11 protein-coding genes are annotated in these 14,075 nt (G+C 73.4%); 9 read left to right on the top strand and 2 right to left on the bottom strand.

Annotated elements, in window-relative coordinates; all coding sequences use genetic code 11:
- The first annotated feature begins 289 nt into the window (after positions 1-289).
- The 6 genes from mihF (at position 290) to NBM05_RS12605 (ending at position 7,032) form a co-directional block, all read left to right on the top strand.
- Positions 290-604, top strand: a complete 315-nt coding sequence (gene mihF / locus NBM05_RS12630; protein ID WP_254168055.1) for an integration host factor, actinobacterial type — start codon at positions 290-292, stop codon at positions 602-604.
- 6 nt (positions 605-610) lie between these two features.
- Positions 611-1,195: a guanylate kinase gene (gene gmk / locus NBM05_RS12625; RefSeq protein ID WP_254168054.1), complete on the top strand. Its 585-nt coding sequence runs from the start codon at positions 611-613 to the stop codon at positions 1,193-1,195.
- A 244-nt stretch (positions 1,196-1,439) separates the two neighbouring features.
- On the top strand, positions 1,440-1,853 hold the full coding sequence (gene rpoZ, locus NBM05_RS12620; RefSeq protein ID WP_254168052.1) for a DNA-directed RNA polymerase subunit omega: 414 nt from the start codon (positions 1,440-1,442) through the stop codon (positions 1,851-1,853).
- Positions 1,854-1,902: 49 nt separating this feature from the next.
- Complete coding sequence (locus NBM05_RS12615; protein WP_254168049.1) at positions 1,903-3,321, top strand: bifunctional phosphopantothenoylcysteine decarboxylase/phosphopantothenate synthase; 1,419 nt, start codon at positions 1,903-1,905, stop codon at positions 3,319-3,321.
- 34 nt (positions 3,322-3,355) lie between these two features.
- A complete protein-coding gene (gene metK / locus NBM05_RS12610) occupies positions 3,356-4,558 on the top strand; it encodes a methionine adenosyltransferase (RefSeq protein ID WP_254168048.1) in 1,203 nt (400 codons plus the stop codon).
- Positions 4,559-4,560: 2 nt separating this feature from the next.
- Positions 4,561-7,032 carry a primosomal protein N' family DNA-binding protein gene (locus tag NBM05_RS12605; RefSeq protein ID WP_254168044.1) on the top strand — a complete coding sequence of 824 codons (2,472 nt, stop codon included), beginning with the start codon at positions 4,561-4,563 and terminating at the stop codon, positions 7,030-7,032.
- Here NBM05_RS12605 and NBM05_RS12600 read toward each other — a convergent pair whose 3' ends face one another.
- Positions 7,033-8,127 (bottom strand): glycosyltransferase family 4 protein, encoded by a 1,095-nt coding sequence (locus NBM05_RS12600; RefSeq protein WP_254168042.1) that lies wholly within the window; start codon positions 8,125-8,127, stop codon positions 7,033-7,035.
- Positions 8,124-9,065, bottom strand: a complete 942-nt coding sequence (locus tag NBM05_RS12595) for an alpha/beta fold hydrolase (RefSeq protein ID WP_254168040.1) — start codon at positions 9,063-9,065, stop codon at positions 8,124-8,126. The genes NBM05_RS12600 and NBM05_RS12595 overlap by 4 nt, the downstream gene beginning before the upstream one ends.
- Positions 9,066-9,180: 115 nt before the next feature.
- Between NBM05_RS12595 and leuS the strand changes: the two genes are divergently transcribed.
- The 3 genes from leuS to NBM05_RS12580 all read left to right on the top strand — a co-directional run.
- Entirely contained in the window at positions 9,181-11,739 is a 2,559-nt protein-coding gene (leuS, locus tag NBM05_RS12590; protein ID WP_373689336.1) for a leucine--tRNA ligase, read from the top strand.
- 52 nt (positions 11,740-11,791) lie between these two features.
- Positions 11,792-12,784, top strand: a complete 993-nt coding sequence (locus NBM05_RS12585; RefSeq protein ID WP_254168038.1) for a DegV family protein — start codon at positions 11,792-11,794, stop codon at positions 12,782-12,784.
- Positions 12,785-13,258: 474 nt separating this feature from the next.
- Positions 13,259-14,075, top strand: an 817-nt coding sequence (locus NBM05_RS12580; RefSeq protein ID WP_254168036.1) for an SLBB domain-containing protein, incomplete at its 3' end; no start/stop codon positions are given.

Here is a 14,075-nt window from a genome sequence, read left to right as displayed (position 1 = left end):
CATCGCGGGGAGAAGGTATGCACCTTTTCCCCGCGATTTTTTATTAAAAACTGCAGATTCACGGGGTGAGGAACTCACCCCCTCCCGAAATGATGAATTTGTACTATTGAGTACGTCACTCCTGGTCAGGGGCGGCATATGTGCCGGAATCCGGAACGAGGCGGTCGACCGCGCCAGAGGTGGCAGCGCGTGGCTTTTTGGGGTACTTTGGTTTTCAGCCGCGAGGAAATAGTTTGGGGCTTTCACGCGTTCCGCGTGGATTTCTCGCGGGACGAGAAAGGGAGTATTTATGGCACTGCGCCCTCTGACCGAAGAAGAAAGAGCTGCGGCTCGGGATAAGGCGAAACGATCGCGCCAGGTGCGCGCGGAGGCGAAGCTCGCGCTGAAGCGGCGCGAGGTCTCCGTGGCGGAGTTCCTCGACCGGGCGGACTCGGACGAGGCTTTGCAACGCATTCGCGTCGAGGATATGTTGAAGTCCATCCCCAGCATCGGAGAGATCCGGGCGGCGTCGATCATGCGCGATCTGAAGATCGCCCCGAGCCGGCGCCTGAGGGGATTGGGAGCGCATCAGCGCAGCAGTCTGATCACATACCTCGAAGGATGAGTCGCCATGGCCGAGAACCACACACCGCGGCTGACAGTGCTCGCCGGGCCCACGGCCGTCGGCAAGGGAACGGTCTCCGCGTACATCCGCGAGCACTACCCTCGCGTGTGGTTCTCGGTCTCGGCCACCACCCGTGACCCCCGGCCGGGGGAACAGGACGGCGTCCACTACCACTTCGTCTCCGACGAGGAGTTCGACGCCATGGTGCGGGACCGCCAGCTCCTCGAGTGGGCCACCGTGCACAACTCGCACCGCTACGGCACCATGCGCTCCACGGTGGAGCGCGCGCTGGAGGCGGGCAGCCACGTGCTGCTGGAGATCGACCTCCAGGGGGCCCGGCAGGTGCGCAACTCCATGCCGGAGGCGCAGCTGATCTTCCTCGCCCCGCCCAGCTGGGACGAGCTCGTCTCGCGCCTGCGCGGCCGGGGGACCGAGACCGCCGCGGAGCAGCGCCGCCGCCTGGAGACGGCCAAGGACGAGCTGGCGGCCGAGCCGGAGTTCGACGTCACGGTGACCAACGACACCGTGGAGCGGGCCGCCGAGGAGATCGTCTCCCTCATGGGCGTCGACCCGGCCGCGGAGCGCGTCTAGCCTCCGCGGGGGGCCGGGCGGCTGCGCGCGGGCCGGACTGCTCCTTTCGCGGCACCGCGCGGTCGACGTCGTCGGCGGCGAGGGTGTCGCCGCGCACAACCGCGTCCGGGCCATGCACTTTCACGGCCGGCGCGGTATGCTGGACTATTAGTTTTGCCGGCGGCGTGCCTGATGCGCCCGCCCGGATGCTCCATCGCACGGGGCGGCCCCTCCGCCCCACACGTCAACGACACGGGAGAAACTCTTGTCACTTTCCGAACACGAAGGCATCATCGACCCCTCGGTCGACTCCCTGCTGGGCAAGGCCGAGTCCAAGTACGGGCTGGTCATCTTCGGCGCCCGCCGCGCCCGCCAGATCAACGCCTACTACTCGCAGCTGCAGGAGGGCCTGTTCGAGCACGTCGGCCCGCTGGTGGACACCGATGTCAACGAGAAGTCGCTCTCCATCGCCATGCGCGAGATCGAAGAGGACGTCATCGAGTCCCACCACATTGAGGGCGGTCGCTTCAACGAGAACGGCCAGCTCATCCACGACGAGGAGCCCGTCTCGGACTTCTTCTCCGCGGACCTGTTCCCCACCGGCATCGAGGAGACCTCGGAGCCCTTCGTGGAGTTCAGCGGCGAGCCGGAGGAGCAGTCCGGCCAGCAGGAGGCGTAGGCCGCGGCACTCTTGGGCGCCCCGTTCGGGGGCGGTTAGACTACCGAGAGTGCGCATCATCTTAGGTATCGGCGGAGGCATCGCGGCGTACAAGGCCGCGATGCTTCTGCGTCTGTTCAGCGAGGACGGTCACGACGTCGTCCCCATGCCCACCGCCTCGGCCCTCCGCTTCGTCGGCGCCCCCACCTTCGAGGCCCTCTCCGGGCACCCGGTGCGGACCTCCGTCTTCGAGGAGGTGGAGAGCGTCAACCACGTGAGGCAGGGAGAGCGGGCCGACCTGGTCGTCGTGGCGCCGGCCACCGCCGACCTGCTGGCGCGGCTCGCCGCGGGCCGCGCGGACGACCTGCTGACCGGGACCGTCCTCACCGCGACCTGTCCTGTCGTCATCGCGCCCGCGATGCACACCCAGATGTGGGAGAATCCCGCGACCCGGCGCAACGTCGAGATCCTGCGCGGCTACGGCTACACCGTGATCGAGCCGGCCGTGGGGCGGCTGACCGGCGCCGACAGCGGCGCCGGCCGCCTGCCCGAGCCGCCGGAGATCCGCGATGCCGCGCTGGCCGCCCACGCGGAGGCCGCCGGCCGGGCTCGGTCCGGCAGCCGGATCGAGGCAGCCGCTCACGCTGAGACCGCCGGCCGTGCGGAGTCCGCCGGCCGTGCGGAGTCCGCCGGCCGTGCGGAGTCCTCCGCCCGGGCGGGAGTCGCTGGCCGCGCGGGTTCGGCCGCCCAGGCAGGAGCAGCCGCCCACGCCGGGGCCGGCCCGCTGGCCGGGCGCCGCGTCGTCGTCACCGCCGGGGGAACCCGGGAGCCGCTGGACCCGGTCCGCTTCCTCGGCAACCGCTCCTCCGGGAAGCAGGGGCTCGCCGTCGCCCGCGCCGCCCTCGACGCCGGCGCGGAGGTCACCCTGCTGCTGGCGCACCTCGAGGTCCAGCCCCCCGCCGAGGAGCCCCGCCTGACCGTGCGCCACGCCGGCACCGCCCTGCAGCTGCGCGACGCCGTCCTCGCGGCCCTCGAGGAGGAGTCGCCGGACGCGCTGGTCATGACCGCCGCGGTCGCCGACTTCCGCCCGGGCGAGTACCGCGAGTCGAAGATCAAGAAGGACCCCGACGCCGACGACGCCCCCGTGATCGAGCTGGTCCGCAACCCCGACATCCTGCGTCAGGCCGTCGAGCGGCGCGCCTCCGCCGGTGGCCCCGCGCTGATCGTCGGCTTCGCGGCCGAGACCGGATCCGCGGAGGCCGGCGTCGCCGAGCTGGGCCTGGCGAAGCTGCGCTCCAAGGGCTGCGACCTGCTGGTCGTGAACCAGGTCGGCACCGACCTGGTGTTCGGCAGCGACCGCACCGCGGCCACCATCCTGAGCCGCCGCGGGGATCGGACGGACGCGGACGACGTCGTCGGCGGCAAGGATGACCTCGCGCGACGCCTGATGGAGCTGATCGCGTCACATCCGGCCATGAGACGTGCTTAGGCGAAACGCGCCGGCCAGCTAGTACAGTGGTCGCGTGACTTCGAACGAGAACCAGTACCTGCGCCTGTTCACCTCCGAGTCGGTGACGGAGGGCCACCCCGACAAGATCTGCGACCAGATCTCCGACTCCATCCTCGACGCCCTCCTGGACCAGGATCCCCTGGCCAACGTGGCGGTCGAGACGATGGTCACCACGGGGCAGGTGCACGTCGCCGGCGAGGTCACCACGAGCGCCTATGTGGAGATCCCCAAGATCGTCCGCGAGACGATCCTCGACATCGGCTACAACTCCTCCACGCACGGCTTCGACGGCGAGTTCTGCGGCGTCTCGGTCTCGATCGGCGAGCAGTCCCCGGACATCAACGCCGGGGTCTACGAGTCCTACGAGCAGCGCACCGGCGTCGCCGAGGACGAGCTGGACCACCAGGGCGCGGGGGACCAGGGCCTGATGTTCGGCTACGCGTCCAACGAGACGGCGAGCCTCATGCCGGCCCCCATCTGGATCGCGCACCGGCTCTCCGAGCGGCTGACCCGGGTGCGCAAGGACGGCGTCCTGCCCGGCCTGCGCCCCGACGGCAAGACCCAGGTGACCCTGGGCTACGACGGCAACACCCCCGTCTCGGTGGACACCGTGGTCGTCTCGACCCAGCACGCGGCGGACTACGAGCTCGCGACGCTGCAGCACGAGGTCCGCGAGACGGTCGTGGCCCCGATCCTCGAGGACCTCGACCTGGACACCTCCGCGGCGAAGTTCATCATCAACCCCGCCGGCCGCTTCGTCCAGGGTGGCCCCGTGGGCGACGCCGGGCTGACCGGCCGCAAGATCATCGTCGACACCTACGGCGGCATGGCCCGCCACGGTGGCGGCGCGTTCTCCGGCAAGGACCCCTCGAAGGTCGACCGCTCGGCGGCGTACGCGATGCGGTGGGTGGCCAAGAACGTCGTCGCCGCCGGGTTGGCCGACCGCGCCGAGGTGCAGGTCGCGTACGCGATCGGCAGCGCCCGCCCCGTGGGCCTGTACGTGGAGACCTTCGGGACCCACCGCGTGGACCCGCAGCGCATCGAGAAGGCGATCCGCGAGGTCTTCGACCTGCGCCCGCTGGCCATCATCCGCGACCTGGAGCTGCGCCGCCCGATCTACGCCAAGACCGCGGCCCACGGCCACTTCGGCCGCACCGAGCCCGAGTTCACCTGGGAGCGCACCAACAGGGCGGAGGCCCTGCGCGCGGCCGTCTAGCCATGGACCACGAGGAGGCGAGCACGGAGCTTCCCGGCATGGCCGGGCTCTTCCCGGCCGAGGACGCCGCGCCGTCCGGCGTCGTGTCCGCCGGGGGGATCGAGCTGGCGGAGCGGGACCCGGTGGCGCGGATCGCGATCGACACGCGCGTCCCGCACCTGGACCGCCTCTTCGACTACGCGGTCCCGGCCGAGCTCGACGCGGACGCGCAGCCGGGGACCCGCGTGCGCATCGCCTTCCACCACCGGGAGACCGTCGCGTGGCTCGTCGAGCGCGTGCCGACCAGCCGCACCACCGTTCCGCTGCAGCCGCTGCGCGGCGTGGTGTCCACGGTGCGCGCGCTGACGCCCGAGACGTGGGAGCTCGTCCGGGCGGTGGCCGCCCGCAGCGCGGGGCTCGACTCCGACGTGCTCCGGCTGGCCGTTCCGCCGCGGGCCGCCGGGGCGGAGAAGCAGTACCTCGCCCGGCGCGACGCCCTGGCGGACCAGCCCGTTCCGCGGTGGACCGGGCGGGGCGAGGCCGAGGGGGAGGCGGCCGGGACGGGCGATGCCGGGGTGAGTGAGTCCGGGAGCGACGCCGTCGCGTCGCACCTTCAGGCAACCGGTGCAACCGTGGAGTCCGGGGCCTCCGCGTCGTCAGGCGACGGCGTGGTCGTCGACCGGTTCGCCTCCTCCGGGGACGATGGCTCCGAAGCCGAAGCCGAAGCCGAAGCCGAAGCCGAAGCCGAAGCCGAAGCCGAGGTCGAGGCCATGGGCGATGCGGATGCCGATGCCAATGCCGACGGCGACGGCGATGCCAATGCTGATGGTGACTCCGCCGCTCGAGCTTCCGCCGGCGGCAACCCCGCCGCTCAACCCCCCGCCGAGCCCGCCGCGCCCACGACGTCGGACGCCGGCGGCTGGTCCCTCTACGAGGGCGGCCCGGAGTTCCTCGAGGCCCTCGCGGACCCCGGCGCCCCGCCCGCCCGGCGGGTCGCGGCCTTCGCCCCCTCCGGGCAGCGGGACTGGGCGGAGCTGACCGCCCGGGCGTGCGCCGCGGTGCTCGCCTCGGGGCGGCGCGCCCTCGTCGTCGTCGCCGACAACACCCGCCTGGACCGGCTCGAGAACGCGCTGGGCGGCGTCGTCGACGCGGAGAGGGTCGCCCGGTTGAGCAACGACGCCGGCCTCAGCACCCGCTACTCCGAGTTCCTGCGCGCGCTGAGCGGCGAGGCCTGGGTGGTCATCGGGACCCGCTCGGCCGCGTTCGCCCCGGTGGCGGACCTCGGCCTGGTCGCCTGCTTCGACGACGGCGACGCCAACCTGATCGAGCGCCAGGCGCCCTACTGCCACGCCCGCGACGTCCTGCTGCTCCGCGCGCAGCAGCGCTCCTGCTCGGCGCTCTTCGGGGGGTACGCCGTCTCGCCCGAGGCCCAGCGGCTCGTGCAGACCGGATGGGCGCGCGGCCTCGCCCCGATCCGCCCCGACCTGCGGTGGGCCTCGCCGCACCTGCGCGCGACCTCCGACTCCTTCGAGCGCACCCGCGACCCCCTGGCCGCCCTGGCGCGCATCCCGCAGACGGCCCACCGGGTCGCCAAGGAAGCGCTCGAGCGCGGCCCCGTGCTGGTCCAGGTCGCCCGCACCGGCTACGCGCCCAGCCTCGCCTGCCAGCGGTGCCGGGCCTCGGCGCGCTGCCCGCACTGCCACGGGCCCCTGCGCCTGGAGAAGGACTCCCGGTCCCACGCCACGTGCCGGTGGTGCCATCGCGGCGTCGGGGACTGGCGCTGCCCCGAGTGCGGCGGCGACCGGTGGCGGCTGACCACGGTGGGTGCGCTGCGTACGGCCGAGGAGCTGGGGCGCGCCTTCCCGCAGGTGCCGGTCATCAACTCCAGCGCGGAGAATGTCCGCAGCGAGGTCGGGCGGGCGCCCAGCCTCGTGGTGGCGACGCCGGGCGCGGAGCCCCGGGCGCTCGGAGGCTACCAGGCCGCCCTGCTCCTCGACGGCGACCGCATGCTGGCCCGCGACTCCCTGCGCGCCGCGGAGGACGTGCTGCGCCGCTGGATGAACGCGGCGGCGCTGGTCAAGCGCCGGGACGAGGGCGGTCAGGTGGTCTGCACGGCGGAGGAGTCGGCGCCCCTGGCGGCCCTGGTCCGCTGGGACCCGGCCGGGTTCTCCGCGCGGGAGCTCGCCGAGCGCCACGAGCTGGGCCTCCCGCCGGCGGTGCGCATCGCGGCGATCACCGGCCCCCGCACCGCCGTGGAGGCGTTCGTCCAGGCGCTGGACGCGCCCTCGATCGCGCCGGCGCCCGCCCTGCGCGTGCTGGACGCGGTCCCGCTGAGCGACGACGACGCCGACGACGAGTACCGCGCCATCGTCTTCATGTCCTACGCCGTGGCCCCGGCCGTGACCCGCGCCCTGCGCGGCATTCGCGCGGCCTTCTCAGCGCACCGGCGCCACGGGCCGGTGCAGGTCCGCTGCGACGGCCTGGACCTGCTCTAGCTAGCGCACGACGCCGCGCGCCAGCTCGACGAGCCGCGCGGCGGAGTCGTCCCACCGGTAACGGCCCGCGTCCCGGACGGCCGCGAGGACCCGGGCCCGGTAGGCCCCGGGGTCGGAGAGCGAGCGCACCGCCCGCGCGAAGCCCCCCTCCTCCGCGTCCACGTGCAGCGCCCCGGGGGCGATCTCCCGGAAGATCTCGATGTCGCTGACCACCACCGGCGCGCCCGCGGCCATCGCCTCGACCACCGGCAGGCCGTACCCCTCCGAGGCGCTGACGGTGACCAGCGCCCGGCACTCGCGCAGCAGCTCGCGGTACGCGGCATCGGTGACGCCGTCGTGGAAGACCACCCGGGCCCCGGGGGGAACCAGCGCGCGCAGCTCCTCCGCCCGCTGCGGGGGGAAGCGGGAGAGCAGGTGCAGCTCGTGCTCGGGGAGCCGGCCCATCTCCCGGACGAGCCGCTCCACGCGCTTGTACGGCATGGCCGAGCCCATGTACAGCAGCTTGTCCCCGCGGCCCGGGATGCGCGCGAGGGCCTCCTCCTCGCCGCACACGGCGTCGGCCGGCGGGGCGTTGGAGATCACGTGCACGGGCCGCCGGGTCAGCCGGTGCTCGGCCATGAGGCGGCGGGTGGTCTCGCTGACGGTCACGACGGCGTCGGCCCGGTTCAGCAGGAGCCGTTGCGGCGCGTAGGAGGTGTGGAAGAGCCGCCAGCCCAGCCGCACCGGGGCGGGCAGGAACCCCGGCGGGCGGGGGTGCTCGTAGTAGATGAGGTCGTGCAGCGTGAGCACCAGGGGGAATCTGCGGCCCACGCCGCCCACGGTCTGCATGGGGGAGAAGAGCACGTCCGGGCGGTAGCGGTTGAGCCGCCACGAGGTCAGGGGCTCCAGCGGGCCGGTGGGGGAGCCGCCCGGGATGCGGGGAAGGTCGGGGAGCTGGGTGAGCTGGGCCTCGTCGGAGACCAGCATCGCCACGCGCAACCCCGGCTCCGCCCCGCGGTCCATTCGGCGCTTGAGCGCGTGCAGCAGCTCGGCGGTGTAGCGGCTGATGCCGTCGTGGACGGGGCGGACGTAGCGGGCGTCGACGACCAGTCTCATGCCGCACGCCCCGCACCGCGCAGGAAGCCCTCGACGAGCGCCGCCGCGCGCCGCGGGGTCTCGTAGTGGATGAGGTGCCCGACGTCGGGGATCACCTCCAGGCGCGCGTCCGGGAAGCGCCCGGCCAGGTCCCGCTGGCCCTCGACCGAGCCGAGGTCGTCCCGCTCGGCCGCGACGAGGAGGACGGGGCAGGCGACCGAGGGGGCGACGTCGCGCACGGTGTCCCGGATCGAGGAGCCGTAGGCCTCCAGCACCGTGCGGCGGCTGCTGAACGCGCCGAAGTACGCGGCGTGCTGGCCGTTGATGAACGCCCGCAGCCCGGGGTGGCGGTTCTTCATCATGACCTCGGAGGAGACCCGGGTGATGGTCCGCGAGCGCACCAGCGCGTCCCCGGCGCGCCCCGGCAGCAGGGCGCAGATCCGGTAGAACAGCGAGGCGGCCAGCGCCGGCACGCGCGCGCCCGACTCCAGGGCGGGCTCGCAGATCGGATTGACCAGGGCCAGTGCGGAGACCCGGCGGGGGCGCCCCGCGGCCAGCCGCGCCGCGACCACCGAGCCGAAGGAGTGGCCGACGACGGCGACCGGGCCGCCTCCCAACCGGTCGATCAGCTCGCCCACGACCGCGGCGTACTCGCGCGCGGTGTGCGGCCGGGTGGTCAGCGGCTCCGAGGCGCCGAAGCCGGGCAGGTCCGGCACCACGACCTCCCAGCCGGCGCGCAGCGGCTCGGCGATCAGGGCCATGCCGTGGTGGTCCCCGCGGAACCCGTGGACCATGACCAGCCGCGGGGCGCCCGGCAGGAGCGAGGGGTAGGTCCAGTAGCGCACGCGGGCGGCGTCGTGGACGAAGCTCGACTCCCGGGGGAAGTACGCGGGGCCCTCCGCGGCCTCGAAGACCTCCGCGGGCGCGGCCTGGACGGGCAGGGGGGACTCGTGGGGCACGGCGTCGGCACTCCTTCGACGGATGGGTTGGGGCCAGCTTACAAGCCGTGTGGGGCGCCCGTTGCGCAAGACGGTAGACTGTGGATGATCCCTACTCAATGGCCGTGCCCGCGGCATGCCCCCGGGTGGCGCGGGCCCGCGAACACTTCAGCGCAAAGGAAACACTGTGCCTCACACGGATGCAGACCACTCCGCACCGGACGCCCGCGAGGAGAAGGTCTACGACTTCTCCTCGATGGAGGCCGCCTGGGCGGACTACTGGGAGCGGGAGCGGGTCTTCGCCCCGAGCGACGACGGCTCCCGGGAGCGCCGCTACGTCCTCGACATGTTCCCGTACCCCTCCGGCGACCTGCACATGGGCCACGCGGAGGCCTTCGCGATGGGCGACGTCGTGGCCCGGTACTGGATGCAGCGCGGCTACGACGTCCTGCACCCCATCGGCTGGGACTCCTTCGGCCTGCCGGCCGAGAACGCGGCGATCAAGAACGATGTGCACCCCTCCGAGTGGACGTACAAGAACATCGAGACGCAGGCGGCGTCGTTCAAGCGCTACGGCATCGCGGTGGACTGGTCGCGCAGGCTGCACACCTCGGACCCCGAGTACTACCGGTGGACCCAGTGGCTGTTCCAGCAGTTCTACTCCCGCGGGCTGGCTTACCGGAAGGACTCGCCGGTCAACTGGTGCCCCAAGGACCAGACCGTGCTGGCCAACGAGCAGGTCGTCAACGGCGAGTGCGAGCGCTGCCACACCCGGGTGACCAAGAAGTCCCTGAACCAGTGGTACTTCAAGATCACCGACTACGCCCAGCAGCTGCTGGACGACATGGACCAGCTGGAGGGCCACTGGCCGGACCGCGTGCTGGCCATGCAGCGCAACTGGATCGGCCGGTCCGAGGGCGCGCACGTGACCTTCGCGATCGAGGAGGCCGAGGGCCGCCCGGCGACCGAGCTGGACGTGTTCACCACGCGCCCGGACACCCTCTACGGCTCCACGTTCTTCGTGGTCGCGGCCGACGCCGACCTGGCCGTGGAACTCACGACGCCGCAGCACGCCGCCGCCCTCGAGACGTACCGCGAGGAGGTCAAGGCGTTCTCGGACATCGAGCGCCAGTCCAGCGACCGCCCCAAGAGCGGCGTGTTCACCGGTCGCTACGCCGTGAACCCGCTGACCGGGGAGAAGCTGCCCATCTGGGCCGCCGACTACGTCCTGGCCGACTACGGCACCGGCGCGATCATGGCGGTCCCCGCCCACGACCAGCGCGACCTCGACTTCGCCCGCGCCTTCGACCTGCCGGTGCGCGTGGTCGTGGACACCGGCGAGGAGGACCCGGCCGAGACCGGCGTCGCGACCGCCGGCGAGGGCGTCCTGGTCAACTCCGGACCCCTGGACGGGCTGGGCAAGGCCGAGGCCATCGCCCGCGCGATCGAGCTGCTCGAGGAGCGGAGCACCGGCGAGGGCCAGACCATCTACCGCCTGCGCGACTGGCTGCTCTCCCGCCAGCGCTTCTGGGGCGCGCCGATCCCGATCATCCACTGCGCCTCCTGCGGCGAGGTTCCGGTGCCCGAGGACCAGCTGCCCGTGCGCCTGCCCGAGGAGCTCAAGGGCGAGGAGCTCGCGCCGAAGGGCAGCTCGCCGCTGGCCTCGGTGAGCGAGTGGGTCAACGTGGAGTGCCCCTCCTGCGGCGGCCCCGCTCAGCGGGACACCGACACCATGGACACCTTCGTGGACTCCTCCTGGTACTACCTGCGGTACGCCAACCCGCACCTGGACACCGCGGCCTTCGACGCCGAGGCGCTGCGGAACTGGGCGCCCGTGGACCAGTACGTGGGCGGCGTCGAGCACGCGATCCTGCACCTGCTGTACTCGCGCTTTTTCGTCAAGGTCATCCGCGACATGGGCTACATCGACTTCGACGAGCCCTTCCGCGCCCTGCTCAACCAGGGCCAGGTGCTGAACCAGGGCAAGGCGATGTCCAAGTCGCTCGGCAACGGCGTGGACCTGGGCCAGCAGCTGGACACCTACGGGGTCGACGCCGTGCGCACCACCATGGTCTTCGCCTCCCCGCCGGAGGACGACATCGACTGGGCGGACGTCTCCCCGGGCGGCGCCGCGAAGTTCCTGGCCCGCGCCTGGCGCCTGGGGCAGGACGTGGCCTGCGCCCCCGGCACGCCCGCCGAGGGCGGCGACCAGGCCCTGCGCCGGGTGACCCACCGGACCGTGGCCGACGCCGCCCAGGCGCTGGACTCCCACAAGTTCAACGTGGTGGTGGCCAAGACCATGGAGCTGGTCAACGCGGCCCGCAAGGCGATCGACTCCGGCTGCGGCCCGGCCGACCCGGCGGTCCGCGAGGCCGCCGAGGCCGTCGCCGTGCTGCTGTCCCTCTACGCCCCCTACACCGCCGAGGACCTGTGGCACGAGATGGGCCACGAGACCCCCGTGCTGCGCGCCGGCTGGCCGGAGGTGGACCAGGCCCTGCTGGTGGACGACACCGTGACCGCGGTGGTCCAGGTCAAGGGCAAGGTGCGTGACCGGCTGGAGGTCGCCAAGGACATCACCGCCGAGGAGCTGGAGCGCCTCGCGCTGGAATCCGAGCCGGTGCGGCGCTTCCTGGGGGACGCGCCGGTCCGCAAGGTCATCGTGCGCGAGCCCAAGCTCGTGAACATCGTGGCCTAGGGCCGGGCCGATGTCCGCGGGGAGCAGGGGAGCCGGCCGCAGGGTCGCCGTCGTGACCGACTCGGCGGCCGGGCTCGCCCCGGAGCTGGCCGCGGCGTGGACGGCCGCGGGCGACTTCGCGTGCGTTCCCATGCCGCTGATGATCGGCGACCAGATCTTCCCCGGCGCGGAGGACCCGCGGCTGGAGGAGCAGCTGGTCATCGGCGCGGCCGAGGGGCGGCGCATGAGCACCTCCAAGCCCTCCCCGGGGGCCTTCGCCGCCGCCTACCGGGGGCTGGCCGAGCGCGGGTTCGAGGAGATCGTCTCGATCCATCTCTCCGAGGAGCTCTCGGGCACGGTCTCGACGGCGCGCGCGAGCGCCCGGGACGCCCCCGTCCCGGTCACGGTCCTGGACACCCGGACCGTGGCCATGGCCCAGGGGTTCGCGGTGGCCGCCGCCCTGCGGACGGCCCGGCGCGGCGGGTCCGCGGACGAGGCCGTGGAGGCCGCGCGCGTCTCCCTGGAGGGCACCCGGCTGCTGTTCTACGTCCCGACCCTCGAGGCGCTGGCGCGCAGCGGCCGCATCCCCAAGGGCCTCGCGGTGGTCGGCCAGATGTTCCAGATCAAGCCCATCGCGACCGTGTCCGGGGGCAAGCTGAAGTACCTCGAGCGGCCCCGGCAGGAGGCCGCGGCGCGCCGCCGGCTGGTCGAGCTGGCCGTGGAGGACGTGCGCGGCGCCCTGCGGGCCCAGGCCGCCCTGGCCGGGGACGTGCTGGCGGGGGAGGCGTCGGGGCCGGACGAGGCCGCGGCCCGGGACGGTGGCTCCGGGATGCCCGGGCCCGACCGCGAGAAGGCTCCCGAGGCCGTGCTGGCGATCCACGACTTCTACGGCCGGCAATTGGCCGACCTCGTGGAGGACGGCGTGGCCGCCGCCTTCGGGTCCCGGGTGCGCCTGTTGCGCTACCCGCTGCCGCCGGTGCTGGCGGTCCACGCCGGGCTCGGCCCGGTCGCGCTGGTGGCGGCCCCCGCGGCCCTCGCGGGCGAGCTGGAGTCCCCAGGCGCCTGACTCCCCGGGCGAGACGGGTGGCTTTCCACCGAAGGGCCCGACGCCGTCCCCGCCCGGCCCCTCCCGCGTCCGCGCCTCTCTATGGTCGCTTCCATGACGGAGAGAATCGAGGAGCGGCCGGCTCCTGACGAGCAGACGACGCCGCGTGCCGCCGCCGCACCGCCCGGGAGGACGGTTCCAGCGCGCCGGGACGGGATCCCGAACCCGCTCGGAGACAGCGGGACGCCCTCACCGCAGCCCGTGGTGATTCGCCGCTCGGTGGCCACCACCGGCCGGGCCGGCCCACCGGCGTCGAGGGAGCGGCTGACCGCGATGATCGAGCGCATGTCCGCCCGGAGCGCTCCCGGCGGCCCCAGCGGCGTGAGACGCGACGGAGCGGGGATGCCCGATCCCGGGCGGGCCTGGAGGAGTGCCGCCCCCACCGACCCGCGGGAGGCTCCTGCACGCGACGATTCCCCGCGGGAGGAGAAGGCTGTGGGCACGGAATCGGTGGACGCCGGCCCGGTGGCCGGGGATGCCGGGCCCGCGGGGAACGATCGGTCCGCGGCGAGCGAGCATCGGGCCGACACTCGGCGCCCCGACGATGATGAATACCCCACCGCCGATGAGTACGCCGCTGACGACGAGCGCCTCGTCGGGGGCGGGGCGCCACGGCACGTCGCCGCGTCCGGGGCCGTGTCCCTGGTCCGCTGGGCGGCGTCGCGCCGGGCGGTCACCGCGGTGCTGGCCATGGCGCTTCTGGGACTCCTGGTCGTTGTGTTCTTCCCCCCGAGCTGCGGCCGGTCCCCCGAGGTCAGCGTCCTGGTCTCGGGATCTCCCAGCCCGCTGCCGGAGGGGCTCCCGTCCGGGGCGCCCACCGCGTCGTCCTCCGGCAACCCGGCGGGCGCGTCGACGGGCTCCGGCGACGTCGTGGTCCACGTGACCGGTGCGGTGCGCCGTCCGGGCCTGGTGCGGCTCCCCGACGGTGCCCTGGTGGACGACGCCGTGCGCGAGGCGGGCGGTCTCAGCGAGGACGCCGCCCCGGACGGCGTCAACCTGGCGGCCGCGCTCGAGGGTGGCCAGCAGGTGCGCATCCCGGCGCGTGGCGAATCGGCGGTCGCAGCGCCTGCCCCCGCGCCGGCGGGGGGGGGCGCGGGGGGAGTGGGGAGGGGGCCCCAGAAAGGCCGACCAGGCGAAGGGCGAGACGAACACCCGCCACAGGTAGTAGCTGGTCGGCGTCCCCTCGTCCTCCATCGTGATCGCCGTGTCCCGGCGCTGCACCACGAAGCCGTCGAGCAGCAGCGAGACGATG

Origin of the sequence: Rothia santali (assembly GCF_024199905.1) — a bacterium.
Classification (GTDB): Bacteria; Actinomycetota; Actinomycetes; order Actinomycetales; family Micrococcaceae; genus Rothia; species Rothia santali.
The sequence above is the reverse complement of the archived record's forward strand: the minus strand, read 5'-3'. Positions and strand labels throughout refer to the sequence as shown.